This is a genomic window from Rhizobium sp. AN5, assembly GCF_900215255.1.
Lineage (GTDB): Bacteria > Pseudomonadota > Alphaproteobacteria > Rhizobiales > Rhizobiaceae > Agrobacterium > Agrobacterium tumefaciens.
The window spans coordinates 1,466,732-1,481,824 of the sequence record NZ_OCMJ01000004.1; the positions used below are offsets into that span (position 1 = coordinate 1,466,732).

Below are 15,093 nucleotides of genomic sequence, written 5' to 3' on the forward strand. Positions count from 1 at the left end.
CGTTTAAATTGATAGAACGAGGGTGTTCCCTCCCTCACTTCCTAGCGCATCAGTATGAAAATCGAAAATGATTTTACAGAAGGACGATGCGCAGATTCAACGGGTTATTTGTCCATAAGGCATGCGGGCTTCAGATGCCGCTGCCCTTCTCCCCTCATTCCTGTGCTTGTCACAGGAATGAGGGTGGGGAGTGTCCGCAGGCCTTGCGCCCGCCTACCGGGATAGCGGTTCCCTGCTCAAGCCCTTTTCGGCGAGCTGTCGCTCATAATCGGCAAACGATGCGTCGCCGGTCTCTCCCAGTTCCTTCAGATATCTCCAGGTAAAGATGCCGCTGTCATGGCCGTCGTCGAAGACGATACGCACGGCATAATTGCCCGTCGCCATCATCGAGCGGATCGTCACGTTGCGCTTGCCGGGAACAGTGACCTTCTGGCCCGGCCCGTGGCCCTGCACTTCCGCGGAGGGTGAAAGCACACGCAGCATCTCGGCACCAAGCCGGTAGACGCTTCCGTCATCGAAGGAAACGGTCAGTTGCCGCCGGTCTTTCGACACAAGCAGTTCAGTCGGCCAGGCATCACTCATTTTTCACTTCCGCAAGCTCGTCTTATGCGTCAGAATTACGGACTTGCCTCGCGATAGGCAAGTCACTACATCACCTGTAAGGCACATGCCCGGCAATCTTGTGCCCGGCGCATCGCGCAGTGAGGACGGAGACGTGAACAGTTTCCCCGGATCGCTCGAAAGAGCGCAGTCCCTGACGGAAAACAAAGCACCGATGGTGGACCCTTTCGGCCGGTCCATCACCTACCTGCGCGTTTCCGTGACAGACCGCTGTGATTTCCGCTGTACCTACTGCATGTCCGAACACATGACCTTCCTGCCGAAGAAGGACCTTCTGACGCTGGAGGAACTCGACCGGCTCTGTTCCGTCTTCATTCAACGGGGCGTGCGCAAGCTGAGGCTGACCGGCGGCGAGCCGCTGGTGCGCAAGAACATCATGATGCTGGTGAGGAACCTTGGCCGCCATATTGGCACCGGCGCGCTGGATGAACTGACGCTGACCACCAACGGTTCGCAGCTTGCCAAATTCGCCGCTGAACTCGCCGATTGCGGCGTGCGGCGCATCAACGTCTCGCTCGATACGCTGGACCCGCAGAAATTCCGCGAAATCACCCGCTGGGGCGATATCGACCGTGTGATGGAAGGGCTGGATGCCGCACAGGCCGCCGGCATCAAGGTCAAGCTCAATGCCGTTGCGCTGAAGGACTTCAACGAGACTGAAATTCCCGAGCTGATGCGTTTCGCCCATGGTCGCGGTATGGACCTGACTGTCATCGAGACCATGCCGATGGGCGAGATCGAGGAAGATCGAACCGATCGCTACCTGCCGCTTTCCAGGCTGCGCGCCGATCTGGAACGAAGCTTCACGCTTGTTGACAACGACTACCAGACCGGCGGCCCTGCCCGCTACGTGACGGTGAAGGAAACCGGCGGCAGGCTCGGTTTCATCACACCCATGACCCATAATTTCTGCGAAAGCTGCAACCGCGTCCGCCTCACCTGCACCGGCACGCTCTATATGTGTCTCGGGCAGGACGATGCCGCCGACCTTCGCACGGCGCTGCGCGCTTCCGACAGCGACGCCTATCTCTCGGGCGCCATAGACGAGGCCATTCTGCGCAAGCCGAAAGGGCATGATTTCATCATCGACCGCACCCACAAGCGCCCCGCTGTCGCCCGCCATATGAGTGTGACCGGCGGCTGAACCTGTTTCTCGTCCACCCACCCATTTAAGCGGTTGAAATGCCGGCTTGGCCGTGTCAGGTCTCTTGGCATGGAGGAATGCGCGGTCCCGCCCGGCGGGCGACCCCTGAGAGGAATTTAGGGTTAGGCTGCGCATGGTCTGGGACAGTATGAAATGGCATTGACGGACAATACGCGCGGCGCCCTTCTGATGGCGCTCGCCATGGCAAGCTTTACGGCCAACGACGCCCTGACGAAATCCGTCACACCCTACATCAATACCGGCCAGATCATGTTCGTGCGCGGCATCCTCACGGTGGTGCTGATCTATATTGCCGCCCGGCACTTCGGCGCGCTCCGGCCGCTGAAAACCCTGATGCGCCCCATTATCATCCTGCGCTGTCTCTGCGAAGTGACAGCCGCCGTTCTCTATCTGACGGCGCTTGGACTCATAGAATTTTCCAACGCATCGGCCATATTGCAGTCCCTGCCGCTGATCGTCACGCTGGGTGCCGCACTGTTCCTGCGCGAGCCCGTCGGCTGGCGGCGCTGGGCGGCGATCATCGTCGGCTTCATTGGCGTGCTCGTCATCATCCGGCCCGGCCCGGAAGGCTTCACCTCAGGCGCGCTGCTGGTCGTCGCGTCGCTGGCGGTCACCGCCGCGCGCGATCTTCTGACCCGCAAGATGTATGCGGATGTCCCTTCGCTCGCCGTCACCTTCGTTACCGCCTCCGTCAACATGGCGGTGGGTGGTCTGCTGATCCAGCCCTTCGGCGGCTGGCAGCCGATGAACTTCATGATCCTGTCGCATCTGGCCGGTTCTGCCGTTCTGGTGCTGGTCGGTTACCAGGCGATCATTCTGGCAATGCGAACCGGCGAAATCTCCTTCGTCGCGCCGTTCCGTTACACCAGCCTGCTCTGGGGCTTCATGATCGGTGTGTTCTTCTTCAATGAGAGTATCGACAGCTTTACAATCGTCGGCGCCGTGATCGTCATCGGCTCGGGCCTCTACACCTTCTACCGCGAAAGCCTGCGCAAGCGCTCGCAGATGGCCAAGCGCTCTGCTGCCACGCCCACTGCCGCGACCACCGTGCGGCCAGCTTCCGTAACGAAAGCTGCCTTTACGAAAAAAGCGGGAGAATGACATGAAAAACGCCCGCTTTCTCGATCGCACCACCCCGCCCCACATCATCACGCTCGTCGTCATCGCCGGCGTCGCGGCGCTCTGCATGAACCTGTTCCTGCCCTCGCTTGCAGCGATGGCGCTCCATTTCGAGACCGATTACGCCGTGATGCAATTTGCCGTGTCCGGCTATCTTGCCGCCACCGCCTGCCTGCAACTGCTCATCGGCCCGCTATCCGATCTCTTCGGACGCCGGCCCGTCATGCTTGCCAGCATCGCGATAATGATCCTCGCCACGCTCGTCTGCATGCTGGCGCCCGATATCACCGTCTTCATGATCGGGCGTGTGGCGCAGGCGGCCGTCGTTTCCGGCTTCGTGCTCGCGCGCGCCATCGTGCGCGACATGGTCCCTATGGAACAGGCCGCTTCGATGATCGGCTATGTAACCATGGGCATGTCAGTGGTGCCGATGGTCGGCCCAACGGTCGGCGGTCTGCTCAACGATATCTCCGGCTGGCAGTCCAGCTTTGCACTTCTTGCCCTGCTCGGGGTCGGCATTCTGGTGCTCGCCTGGTTTGATCTCGGCGAGACCAATCACAACAGATCGGCAAGCTTCTCGCAGCAGTTCCACGCCTGGCCGGAACTTCTGCGCTCGCCGCTCTTCTGGGGATATGCGCTGACCTCGACCTTCTCGTCGGGCATGTTCTTTTCGTTTCTAGGCGGCGCACCCTTCGTCGGCAGCGTGCTTTATGGCCTTGCCCCGGCCATGCTCGGCCTGCAATTCTTCTTCATGGCCAGCGGCTACATGCTCGGCAACTTCGTCTCCGGCCGTTATGCGAGCCAGATTGGTATCACCCGCATGATGCTGTCGGGCAATGTCGTCGCCATCGCCGGCATTGTCGCAGCCATAGCGCTGATCTCAACTGGGGCGGAAAGCCCCTATGCGTTTTTCGTGCCGCTTGCGCTCATTGGTGTAGGAAATGGTGTGACCCTGCCAAGTGCCAATGCAGGCATGGTCAGCGTCCAGCCGCATCTGGCAGGCTCCGCCTCCGGTCTCGGCGGCGCAATGACCATCGGCGGCGGTGCGGCACTTTCCGTGCTTGCCTCGTCTGTTCTGTCCAAAGAGGACGGAACCTGGCCGCTTCTTCTCGTGATGCTGGCGACCGGCCTTGTCGCCCTCCTCACCACCTATATCGTAAGGCTGCAGGAAAAGCGGCAATGACGGCGCGATTTGAAATACCCGGTCTCGTGCTTGCCGGCGGCCTGTCGCGGCGGATGGGCACCAACAAGGCGACCGTGATGCTGGGCGACGAACCGCTGCTTTCCCATGTCGTGCGTCGCATCGCACCACAGGTGTCAGATGTCACCATCAATGCCGCGAATGGCTGGGCCGAAAGCTTCGGCCTGCCGTTGCTGCCTGACACCGTGAACGGCCATGCCGGGCCGCTCGCCGGCGTTCTCGCCGGCATGCGGCATTTCCAGAACCATCACGCCCGGAAAAGCCACTTCCTGACAGTGCCCGCCGACAGCCCGTTCTTTCCCGAAGATCTCGTGGCCCGCCTGTGCGAACACATAGCCGAAGACGCAATCGTCATCGCCGCCTCCAGCGGCCAGTTGCACCCGGTTTTTGCGCTATGGCCCGTGGCGCTCGCCGACGATCTGGAGGAATGGCTGAAGAACGATGCAAACCGGCGCATCCGCGCCTATCTTGCACGACACGTCACGATCGGTATCGCCTTCCCGCCGCTGGAAACGGCCAAGGGCAGCCTCGATCCGTTCTTCAACATCAACACGCCGGATGAACTGGCGCTCGCTCGAAGCTATCTGGAGAGCATGGAACCATGATGAGCCAAAAGGTCTTCGGTATTGCCGGCTGGAAAAACTCGGGCAAGACCGGCCTTGCGGTGCGCATCGTCACCGAACTCACCGCGCGCGGCTATCGCGTCTCCACCATCAAGCACGCCCATCATGATTTTGATATCGACAAGGTCGGCGCCGATAGCTGGCGTCACCGTCAGGCGGGCGCGCACGAGGTCACCATCGTCTCCGGCACCCGCTTTGCCATCATGCATGAATTGCGCGGGCAAGCCGAACCGTCCTTCGAGGAAATCCTCTCCCGCCTCGCCCCTTGCGATCTCGTACTGATCGAGGGTTACAAGTACGAGCCGGTGCCGAAGATCGAGGCGCGCCGGCTGGAAGCTGCCAAGACCGAACCGCTTGCCGGAAGCGATCCGCACATCATCGCAATTGCCGCTGACCACGCGGTGACCGACACCACCCTTCCCGTCTTCGACCTCGATGATACCGCCACGATTGCGGACTTCATCGAGAAGACGGTTGGGTTGGTGCGCTCGTAGCAAAGGCATAGCGGATCGGGGCGGCTTTGGCGCTTGGGCCGCATCCCCAAGTCCATCATACCGGCCTTGAGCCGGTATCCAGCCAGCCCGAGTGCCTGTGCTGACAAGGCTCTCTCCGCCACGCAGACGCGTGTCGACTGGATGCCGAATCAAGTCCGGCTGACGGTGGTAAAGGCAAATCCAAAATGAAAAAGCCGGGCTCTTAACCCGGCTTGATCAATCCTTGAGACGCAATACCTATTCAAGGAAACCGGAGGGGTTCACCGGCGTCGCATCCTTGCGAACTTCGAAGTGAACCTGAGGACGTTTGGCGCTGCCGGTCATGCCTGACGTGGCGATGGTCTGGCCGCGTTGAACCTTCTGGCCGCGCTGCACGTCGAGATTGGCGGCGTTGCCGTAAACGGTGACCTTGCCGTCGTCATGGCGGACGAGAACCGTGTTGCCGAGCTGCTTCAGGCCATTGCCCGCATAGATGACCACACCGTTTTCGGCGGCCTTGATTGGCGTGCCTTCCGGAACGGAGATGTTGATGCCATCGTTGCGGCTGCCTTCGACGTTGTCGCCGAAATTGTTGATGACAGCACCGCGAACCGGCCAGCGATATTTGCCGATGCCCGTGGATTCCGGAGCGAGCGAGGCCATATCGGACTTCTTCTCGATATCGCCAACGCTTGCCGTTGCGGCAGGAGCGGATGGTACGGTCGCAGCTGCGGCAGGAGCCTTGTAGGGTTCCGGCTTGGCGGATGCGGTTTCCACTGCCTTGGCCGCTTCCTTTGCGGGTACGGAGGCTGTCTTGATGGCGTCGGTCGAAGCACCCGGCATGGCAAGTGTCTGGCCGACACGGATGCTTTCGGTGGAAATGCCGTTCGCGGCCTTGAGGGCTGCAACCGAAACGCCGTTTTCGCGGGCGATCTTTGCCAGGCTGTCGCCCGGCTGAACCTTGTAACCACCGGCTGGCGGCATAGGCTTGCCACCGGGAGGTGTGAGCTTGCCGTTTTCAGCCGAAACCTTGTCGCGGGCAACGCTCTGCGAGGGCAGCACGGCTACCTTCTGGTCTGGACCACGCAGCGGGTTCGGCTCGTCGCCGTTGCGGTTGAGCGCAATGTCACCGGCCGCAGCCTTGGCGGCATTGCGGGCCTGACCGAATTTCGGAATAAGGATCGACTGGCCAGCCTGCGCGGAAGCCGCGGTCTTCAGACCGTTGACCCGCAGCAGTTCCTTTTCGGGAACGCCGTAGCGGTTGGAGATCGTCGCGATGCTTTCACCCGGACGCAGCGTTACCGAAGAGGCGCCATCCGTATGCCAGCCGTTCTTGTCGGAACGGACAGTTGCGGTGGTGAGATTGTCGGCAACGGGAGCGGCGGCCTGCTGTGCAGGTGCTGCGAGAGACGGAGCGGCTGGTCGTTGTGCGGACGGGAAAGGCTGGGCCATCGCCTCGTTGCGGGTCGACGGGTCGCGGCTTGCCACCGCTTGCGGAGCCGACAGCTCGGAGCGCTGCACCGGAGAGGCCGAAGCCGAACGGGCGGTCGAAGGCTGAACGCCACCGCCGTAACCGCCGGAAGACGGATAGGAGTTGGCCGCCATATTCTGATTGGCGTAGCCGCCCTGGGGTGCCGCAGAGGCATAACCACCGTTCATGTCGCCTTGCGGGACCGGGGCCTGCGCATAAGCACCGCTGCCCTGGCGGGCTGGAATTGACGCTGTCGTCATCCGATCCGGTCCACTGGAAAAGAGGCCGCTGAACCGCGTTGCATCCGAGCTACAGCCCGTTGCGACGCTTGCCAGCAATGCCGCTGCGAACATTTTTGCGACTGATTTTCCGATTTTAGACGAATGTCTCATACGCATAACTCGATCTACACTGACGCCAACCCGCCGCATCGAGGTCGATCCGGCACAAATTTCACTTCTTGCAAGGCCCATTTCCCGATCCCGGGAAAACCATGCGTCGATGTTTATGATTAAAGCGCGTTAGTGTTACCACGCCGTTAAAACGTTAAGCCGCTCGGCGCTTTTTTGACACTTCGATAACCATGACGAAAACGGCATGTGTCATGTCGGAACAATATTATTATGGAAAATCAGTTGGTTGTGATAATTTAGAATATTCTAAGACGAAAATTAATCGCCTTCGATATTTTCATTTTGTCACAAATGCCGCGCAATATGGCTGCCAAGCGGCAGATAGGGCGTCTCGAACAGCTCTTCCTTCTCGAAGCGGCTGCCGGTCTTGGAGAAGCGCGTCATCACGCAACGCCCGTCTTCCAGAATGATCGGCGCGATCATCATACCGCCGGAGACGATCTGCTCGGCGAAAAAGCGGGGCATGGTGGTAAAGGCGGCGGTGGCGACGATTCGGTCGAAGGTGCCCTCGCCCACCAGACCGTTGCTGCCATCCGCCTGGCGGATGACGACATTGCGGATGGAAAGATCGTCCAGACAGTTCTGCGCCTGCTGCACCAGCGTCTTGTAGCGCTCCAGCGAAAAGACGCGCTCGACCCGGCGCGCGATGATCGCCGTCATGAAACCGCTGCCGGTGCCGATTTCCAGCACGCGCTGGCCCGGCTTCAATTGCAGGCGGGCCAGGATTTTCACCGCCATGTCAGCGCCTTCCATGAAGGCGCCGCAGTCGATCGGGATTGTGCGGCTGGAATAGGCATCAGCGGCGAATTGCGGTGGCACGAATCTCGAGCGCGGCGTCTGTTCGACCGCCGTCAAAAGGTCGAGATCGGAAATCCCCTCGCCCCGCAAGCGGAGAACGAGAGCGGCAAAACCTTCCTTTTCAACCATTGCGGATTTCAATCGGCGACTCCGAATCCAAGTGCTTGCGCAACCCGATCCTTGACCGTGTAATCCGTAAGGTCAAGCTTTAGCGGCGTGACCGAAATCTTGCCGTGCTTCAAAGCGTGGATATCCGTGCCCTCGCGGAAGGTGCCGAGGCGTTCGCCAAAGCGCAGCCAGTAATAGGGAAGACCGCGGCCATCCTGGCGTTCCTCCACCGTCAGGCCGAAATCGAGCTTGCCCTGCCCGGTGACGGATACACCCTGCACATCATCAGGTGCGCAATTGGGGAAATTGAGATTGAGGAAGGTGCCATCAGGCAATTCCACATTCATCAGTTTGCGCAGCAGATCCGGCGCGTGGGTCTCGGTCACCTCCCACGGCACGACACGGCCTTCGGCATGGCTGAAAGCCTGGCTGAGTGCGAAGGACCGCACCCCTTGCAGCGTGCCTTCAATGGCGCCGGCAATCGTGCCGGAATAGGTGACATCGTCAGCCATATTGGCGCCGGCATTGACACCTGAGAGTACGAGATCGGGCTTTTCCGGCAGAACTTCACGGATGCCCATGATGACGCAATCGGTCGGCGTACCGCGCAGCGCGAAATGCTTGTCGGAAACCTTGCGCAGCCGCAGCGGCTCGGAGAGAGTCAGGGAGTGAGCAAGCCCGCTCTGGTCGGTCTCGGGCGCCACGATCCAGACGTCATCGGACAGCGTGCGCGCGATACGCTCCAGCACCGCGAGCCCTTCGGCGTGGATACCGTCGTCATTGGTCAGCAAAATCCGCATGTTTCTCTCTCCGCTTTTCATGTCTTCAGGGACGGAGCATCCTCCCCACCGGCAGTGAGGTGTGCAGTTCTCTCAACGTCATCCTCGGGACAGGCCCGAGGATGACGTCGGCGTAATTGGAAGATTCTCCTTCCAATAGCACGACGCTGCGCTCCCTCAGGCCGCCTTCTCGATCCGTGTCAGACCGCCCATATAGGGCAGCAGCACGTCCGGAATTGTGACAGAACCGTCGTCGTTCAGGTAATTTTCGAGAACGGCGATCAGGCAGCGGCCGACTGCGGTGCCGGAGCCGTTCAGCGTGTGCACGAACCTCGTCGCCTTGTCGTCCTTACCGCGATAACGCGCATTCATGCGCCGCGCCTGGAAATCGCCGCAGACGGAGCAGGACGAAATTTCGCGGTAGGTGTTCTGGCCCGGCAACCACACTTCCAGATCGTAGGTCTTGCGCGCGCTGAAACCCATATCGCCGGTGCACAGCGTCATGGTGCGGAAATGCAGGCCAAGACGCTTCAGCACTTCTTCGGCGCAGGCCGTCATGCGCTCATGCTCGGCAACAGCACTTTCCGCGTCGGTGATGGAGACGAGTTCGCATTTCCAGAACTGGTGCTGGCGCAGCATGCCGCGTGTGTCGCGGCCGGCAGAACCCGCTTCCGAACGGAAGGACGGCGTAAGTGCCGTGAAGCGCAGCGGCAGCTTTTCCTGCTCGAGAATTTCGCCGGAGACCAGGTTGGTCAGCGTCACTTCCGCCGTCGGGATCAACCAGCGGCCATCAGTGGTCTTGAACAGATCCTCGGAAAACTTCGGCAATTGGCCGGTGCCGAACATCGCCTCATCACGCACCATCAGCGGCGAAGACACTTCCGTGTAGCCATGTTCCGAGGTGTGCAGGTCGATCATGAACTGGCCGAGCGCCCGTTCCAGACGCGCCAGCTGGCTGGTCAGCACGGTGAAGCGCGAGCCGGAAAGCTTGGCAGCCCGCTCGAAATCCATGTAGCCGAGCGCTTCGCCAATCTCGAAGTGCTCCTTTGCTTCATGGTTCCAGCCTGGCTTCTGGCCGACCACGCGGGTCACCACATTGTCGTGTTCGTCCTTACCGTCAGGAACATCGTCGAAAGGTATATTGGGCAGGCGCGACAGGGCGTCGTTAAGCTCGGCGGTAACCTGGCGGTCCTCCTCCTCGGCGCGCGGCATGTTTTCCTTGATGTCGGCGACTTCCGCTTTCAGCTTTTCCGCCAGCTCCATGTTCTTCTGCGCCATGGCGGCGCCGATGTCCTTTGAAGCAGCATTGCGACGCGACTGCATGTCCTGCAGGGACTGGATGACGGACCGGCGCTTTTCGTCGAGAGCGATCAGGCTGCTTGCGGCAGGCTCTGCGCCGCGCCGTGCAAGTGCTGCATCAAAGGCTTCGGGGTTTTCGCGTATCCATTTAATGTCGTGCATCGTCGTTCCAGACTATTGTTGGTCGCTCGCGTTTTATCAGCAAAACGCCGGGCGAAAGGCCCGGCGCGAGGAGATTTGATGAGCAGGAAGACCGTGGCGAAGCGTCAGGTCTCTTCCAGCTCCGTGCTTTTGGATTCCGCAGCACGTTTCCTCTCCACGAGTCGAGCCATGTAGATGGAAATCTCGTAGAGAATGATCGCAGGTAGCGCAAGACCGATCTGGGACATGGGGTCTGGCGGCGTCAGCACGGCCGCAACCACGAAGGCCATGACAATGGCGAACTTGCGCTTTTCCCGCAGCCAGTCGCTGGTCAGAATCCCGACCCGCGCCAGAAGCGTGGTGACGACAGGCAGCTGGAATACCAGGCCGAAGGACAAAACCAGCGTCATGATGAGGCTGAGATATTCCGACACCTTCGGCATCAGGGAAATCGCCACCTCACCATCTACTGGCAATTGCTGCATGGCGAGGAAGAACCACATGACCATGGGCGTAAAGAAGAAATAGACGAGCGCCGCGCCGATGAGGAAAAGGATCGGCGAAGCGATCAGGAACGGCAGGAAGGCCGCGCGCTCGTTCTTGTAGAGGCCCGGCGCCACGAATTTATAGAGCTGCGAGGCAATCACCGGAAAGGAGATCACCATGGCACCGAACATGGCAACCTTGATCTGCGTGAAGAAGAATTCCTGCGGCGCCGTATAGATCAGCGATGATTTCGCCACATCCAGCCCCGCCCAGATGACCGCCCACTTGTAGGGAATGACGAGCAGGTTGAAGAGGTGCTTGGCAACGGCAAAACAGCCGATAAAGGCGATGAAGAACGCACCGAGCGCCCAGATCAGCCGCGTGCGCAACTCCATGAGGTGCTCGATAAGCGGCTGCGGCTTATCCTCGATGTCCCCGCTCATGCTTCATCCTTTTTCGGCTTTGCAGCCTTAGTTCTTGCCGGTTTGGCCGGCTTGGCATCCGCAACGGCAACCGCCTTCTCCGCTGCCGCTTTCCTGACGGCAACCTTTTTGGCGACAGCTTTCACGGTCGGCTTCAAGACAGCAGCTTCTTCAACAGGCGCTGCGGCAGGCTTGCTGCGGGTGGTGCGTTTCGGCTTGGCGGCAACCGCTTCGGCTTCAACGGTCGCAACAGATTTCGCACGCGCCCGCTTCGGCTTTTCTTCCGCAGCAGCAACCGCAGTAACCGGCGCAGATGCAGAAGGCGTGGGAACCACCGCAGGCGCCACATCCGGAAGCTTCATCTCGGGCTCCGGCGCGCTGACAAGCGGAGCCACCGGCTCACTTGTTGCAGGTGCTGCTGTCGACGACATCGCATCGGGAGCGGCTGTCGCCTTCTGGAGATCGGACTTGATCTCGTTGCCGAGCTGGCGAAGCGGGTTCATCGCATCGCGCAGCGAGTTGGTCGGGTTGAGATTGCGCACATCGGAGATCGTCTGCCGCACATCGTCCATGTCCGCCTCTTTCAAGGCCTCGTCGAACTGCGTGCGGAAATCCCCCGCCATCTTGCGAAGGCCGGCCATCGTCTTACCGAAGGCGCGGATCATGGGCGGCAAGTCCTTCGGACCGACGACCACGATCAACACGACCGCGATCACCAGAAGCTCGCTCCAACCGATATCAAACATCAAAACGCTCCCGAGACCCTAGCGCCAGTCTCAAAACAAGCAGGTTCAAGCCGCTTACTTGATCTCGTCAGCCTTGTGGTCAACAGTCTTCGCGTTGACATCGGCTGGCGGCGGAGTCTGATCTTCGTCAGCCATGCCCTTCTTGAAGCTCTTGATGCCCTTGGCGACATCGCCCATCAGTTCCGGGATCTTTCCGCGTCCGAATAGAACGAGAACGATCACCAGCACGATCAGCCAATGCCACACACTAAAAGAACCCATAACTGAAACTCCTGAATTTCGCTTTCAGACGATGTAAGACGTTTGAAAGGCTTTTTCAAACAACAAATCGTTGCTTCAACAGGCAGTGGGCATAAAGTTTTCGTGCCTTGTCATCCGCATGAAGACGATATCAATCGTCACCATCGCCGCCACCAGGTGCAAGCAGGCCCAACTCTTCCAGATCGAGCTGCGTGATCGGGTCTTCGTCTTCGCGCAATTCGTCGCTCATCATCGGCAAAGGCACGCCGAAATTGGAAGGAATACGGCCCGACAGCAGGCCCGCACCCTTCAGTTCCTCCAGGCCCGGCAAGTCCCGCAACTCCTCAAGGCCGAAATGATCGAGAAACTCCACCGTGGTGCCGATCGTCACCGGCCTGCCCGGCGTGCGCCTGCGGCCCCTGAAACGCACCCAACCCGCTTCCATCAGCACATCGAGCGTACCGCGCGAGGTTTGCACACCACGGATTTCCTCGATTTCGGCGCGTGTCACCGGTTGATGATACGCCACAATCGCCAGAACCTCCAGCGCCGCACGCGAAAGCTTTTTAGGTTCCTTTTCCTCAGAATGGACGACGAAGGAGAGATCGCCGGCCGTGCGGAACGCCCATTGCCCGCCCACCTGCACCAGATTGACACCCCTCTCGCCATAAGCCGCCTTCAGCCCGTGGAGTATGGCAACGACATCCATGCCACGGGGCAGGCGCTCGGCAATGAAGGCAACTGAAACCGGTTCGGCCGAGGCAAAGACCAGCGCTTCGGCAATGCGCTCGGCTTCCTTCAGCTGACGCTCGGAAAATACCAGGGGTTCGGCCCCAACCACATCCGCCACTCCATCTGCCACGATGGCGGCTTCGCCGGTCTCGTCGTCATGCGTCATTATCAGTCCTTTCGGCATTCGGCGCGCGGTCATCTCGCTCGCTCCTGCGCATATAGATGGGCTGGAACGCGCCCTCCTGCCGGATTTGCAGCGATCCTTCGCGCACCAGCTCCAGCGAGGCGGCAAAGGCGCTGGCGATTGCCGTCACGCGCATCGCTGGGTCAGGCACATATTGCAGCAGATATTGGTCGAGCACCGTCCACTCGCCGACATCCCCGAGCAGACTGTTCAGAAGTTCCCGGGCTTCCACCAGCGACCAGACCTGCCGCTTTTCAATTGTGACCTGGGTGATGGCCTGCCTTTGCCGCAGATTGGCATAGGCGCTCAGGAGATCGTAGAGGTTAGCCTCGTAAGCCGAGCGGTTGATATGCGGAATATGCTCAGGCGCGCCACGGGCGAAGATATCGCGGCCAAGCTGGGCGCGGTTGACGAGGCGTTCAGCCGCCTCCCGCATCGCCTCCAGGCGTTTCAGCCGGAAGGCCAGCGTCGCGGCCATTTCTTCGCCGGAGGGGCCGTCATCCTTCGCCTGCTGCGGAATGAGAAGCTTGGACTTGAGGAAGGCAAGCCAGGCCGCCATCACCAGATAGTCGGCCGCAAGCTCGATGCGCACGCGGCGGGCTGTTTCCACGAATTGCAGATATTGCTCGGCAAGCGCCAGCACCGAAATGCGCGACAGATCGACCTTCTGCGTGCGGGCAAGGTGTAGCAACAGATCGAGCGGGCCTTCGAAACCCGCGACATCGATCACCAGCCCGGCCTCGCCCGTCAGCCGCTCGGGCGTCACATCCTGCCAGAGCTTGTCCATAGGCGTTGAAGTGCGAGACTTGTCTGCTGCCATTGTTCCATCCGCCGGGCGTCCGGCCTGTCGTCCCGAGTACCGGCCCGCCGCCCGATTGTCAGGAAACGGCCCACATGGCGTTAAATTCGGCTCTCAGTTCGGCTTCGTCGGAGGCATCAGTGGCGGGAAAACCCGCTTCCACGGCCCGCACCCGCTCCAGCGAACGGCCGGAAAGAACGGGAACCTCCTTCACGACCTCAAGCATTTCACCCATCACGCCGTTGCAATGCAAGACTATATCGCAGCCGCCCGCAACAATATTCGCGGCACGCTGGCCAAGCGTGCCCTTAAGCGCATTCATGGAACTGTCGTCGGACATCAACATACCGTCAAAGCCGATTCGCCCACGAATGATCTCCTCGATCACCTTTGGCGAGGTCGTTGCCGGACGCTCCCGATCGACGGCGTTGAACACCAGATGCGCGCTCATCGCCATCAATTCAAGGTTCAGCGCGCGGAATGGCACAAAATCATGGGCGTCCAGCTCGTCCAGCGGCACATCGACAACAGGCAATTCATGGTGCGAATCCACCATGCCGCGACCGTGGCCCGGCATGTGTTTCATGACAGGCAACATGCCGCCCGCCTTGAGGCCGTCAGCCGCTGCCTGCCCCATCTCCGCCACCATGGTCGCGCTGTAGCCATAGGCCCGGTTGCCAATGACGTTGCTGGCGCCTTCCACCGGCACGTCGAGCACCGGCAGGCAATCGATATTGATGCCGAATTTCATGAGATCGAAAGCGTGCAGACGCGACATCAACCACGCCGCGCGCAGGCCTTCCTCGCGGTCACGCTCGTATATTTCGCCGAGAATGCGGGCATTCGGATAGGCTTGCAAAAGCGGCGGCTTGATGCGCTGAACGCGCCCGCCTTCCTGATCGATCAGAACCGGTGCATCCGGCCGCGCGACGGCATCGCGCATTGAGGCGACGAGATCGGTAATCTGTTGCGCATCACCGATATTGCGCCCGAATAGAATGAAACCCCAGGGCCGCTCATTGCGGTAAAGGGCAATCTCGTCAGCGGAAAGCGTAAGCCCACCGCATCCGAGGATCATAGCTTTGCAATCGGTCATGATGTCACGCTCACAGAATGGGGAAATGGCCTTATACCGCAAGGCGTCGGGGATAAGTCGACAACCCCTCCGCCGTCATGCTCGGGCCTGTCCCGAGCATCTGCAACCGACCGGTTGGCGAAACGTTGGCAGATCCTCGACACGGGGCCGAGGATGACGTCGAATGTGAGGAAAGCC

16 protein-coding genes are annotated in these 15,093 nt (G+C 60.3%); 5 read left to right on the plus strand and 11 right to left on the minus strand.

Translation table 11 applies throughout. The features are described from left to right. Nucleotides 1–213: 213 nt before the first annotated feature. A complete protein-coding gene (locus CRP02_RS19725) occupies nt 214–582 on the minus strand; it encodes a gamma-butyrobetaine hydroxylase-like domain-containing protein (protein ID WP_003515573.1) in 369 nt (122 codons plus the stop codon). An 85-nt stretch (nt 583–667) separates the two neighbouring features. On the opposite strand from CRP02_RS19725, the gene moaA reads away from it, so the two are divergent. The 5 genes from moaA to mobB all read left to right on the plus strand — a co-directional run bounded on the left by moaA (nt 668) and on the right by mobB (nt 5,223). Then, nucleotides 668–1,765 carry a GTP 3',8-cyclase MoaA gene (gene moaA / locus CRP02_RS19730; protein ID WP_179784079.1) on the plus strand — a complete coding sequence of 366 codons (1,098 nt, stop codon included), beginning with the start codon at nt 668–670 and terminating at the stop codon, nt 1,763–1,765. A 153-nt stretch (nt 1,766–1,918) separates the two neighbouring features. Continuing rightward, nucleotides 1,919–2,887: a DMT family transporter gene (locus CRP02_RS19735; protein ID WP_097172074.1), complete on the plus strand. Its 969-nt coding sequence runs from the start codon at nt 1,919–1,921 to the stop codon at nt 2,885–2,887. 1 nt (nt 2,888) lies between these two features. Then, nucleotides 2,889–4,088 carry a multidrug effflux MFS transporter gene (locus tag CRP02_RS19740; RefSeq protein ID WP_097172075.1) on the plus strand — a complete coding sequence of 400 codons (1,200 nt, stop codon included), beginning with the start codon at nt 2,889–2,891 and terminating at the stop codon, nt 4,086–4,088. Continuing rightward, the gene (mobA, locus tag CRP02_RS19745) at nt 4,085–4,711 is read left to right on the plus strand and encodes a molybdenum cofactor guanylyltransferase MobA (protein WP_097172076.1); all 627 of its coding nucleotides are present in this window, start codon (nt 4,085–4,087) and stop codon (nt 4,709–4,711) included. The genes CRP02_RS19740 and mobA overlap by 4 nt, the downstream gene beginning before the upstream one ends. Beyond that, the gene (gene mobB / locus CRP02_RS19750) at nt 4,708–5,223 is read left to right on the plus strand and encodes a molybdopterin-guanine dinucleotide biosynthesis protein B (protein ID WP_097172077.1); all 516 of its coding nucleotides are present in this window, start codon (nt 4,708–4,710) and stop codon (nt 5,221–5,223) included. Before mobA ends, mobB begins: the two co-directional genes overlap by 4 nt. 237 nt (nt 5,224–5,460) lie before the next feature. Here mobB and CRP02_RS19755 read toward each other — a convergent pair whose 3' ends face one another. From CRP02_RS19755 to nagZ, 10 genes are all read right to left on the minus strand, one after another. Further along, on the minus strand, nt 5,461–7,026 hold the full coding sequence (locus tag CRP02_RS19755) for a peptidoglycan DD-metalloendopeptidase family protein (protein WP_179784080.1): 1,566 nt from the start codon (nt 7,024–7,026) through the stop codon (nt 5,461–5,463). A 345-nt stretch (nt 7,027–7,371) separates the two neighbouring features. Next, on the minus strand, nt 7,372–8,013 hold the full coding sequence (locus tag CRP02_RS19760) for a protein-L-isoaspartate(D-aspartate) O-methyltransferase (RefSeq protein ID WP_029658770.1): 642 nt from the start codon (nt 8,011–8,013) through the stop codon (nt 7,372–7,374). 8 nt (nt 8,014–8,021) lie between these two features. Further along, complete coding sequence (gene surE, locus CRP02_RS19765; RefSeq protein WP_097172079.1) at nt 8,022–8,792, minus strand: 5'/3'-nucleotidase SurE; 771 nt, start codon at nt 8,790–8,792, stop codon at nt 8,022–8,024. Between the two features lie 156 nt (nt 8,793–8,948). Continuing rightward, nucleotides 8,949–10,232, minus strand: a complete 1,284-nt coding sequence (serS, locus tag CRP02_RS19770; RefSeq protein ID WP_097172080.1) for a serine--tRNA ligase — start codon at nt 10,230–10,232, stop codon at nt 8,949–8,951. 104 nt (nt 10,233–10,336) lie between these two features. Then, nucleotides 10,337–11,140, minus strand: coding sequence for a twin-arginine translocase subunit TatC (gene tatC, locus CRP02_RS19775; RefSeq protein ID WP_097102778.1), 804 nt, complete (start codon nt 11,138–11,140; stop codon nt 10,337–10,339). Next, nucleotides 11,137–11,865 carry a Sec-independent protein translocase protein TatB gene (tatB, locus tag CRP02_RS19780; protein WP_097172081.1) on the minus strand — a complete coding sequence of 243 codons (729 nt, stop codon included), beginning with the start codon at nt 11,863–11,865 and terminating at the stop codon, nt 11,137–11,139. The genes tatC and tatB overlap by 4 nt, the downstream gene beginning before the upstream one ends. 54 nt (nt 11,866–11,919) lie before the next feature. After that, on the minus strand, nt 11,920–12,126 hold the full coding sequence (locus CRP02_RS19785) for a twin-arginine translocase TatA/TatE family subunit (RefSeq protein ID WP_003515599.1): 207 nt from the start codon (nt 12,124–12,126) through the stop codon (nt 11,920–11,922). A 130-nt stretch (nt 12,127–12,256) separates the two neighbouring features. Further along, a complete protein-coding gene (scpB, locus tag CRP02_RS19790) occupies nt 12,257–13,003 on the minus strand; it encodes an SMC-Scp complex subunit ScpB (RefSeq protein WP_097172082.1) in 747 nt (248 codons plus the stop codon). After that, nucleotides 12,993–13,841, minus strand: a complete 849-nt coding sequence (locus CRP02_RS19795) for a segregation and condensation protein A (RefSeq protein ID WP_025593638.1) — start codon at nt 13,839–13,841, stop codon at nt 12,993–12,995. Before CRP02_RS19795 ends, scpB begins: the two co-directional genes overlap by 11 nt. A gap of 58 nt (nt 13,842–13,899) precedes the next feature. Further along, entirely contained in the window at nt 13,900–14,916 is a 1,017-nt protein-coding gene (gene nagZ / locus CRP02_RS19800) for a beta-N-acetylhexosaminidase (protein ID WP_097172083.1), read from the minus strand. Nucleotides 14,917–15,093 lie beyond the last annotated feature (177 nt).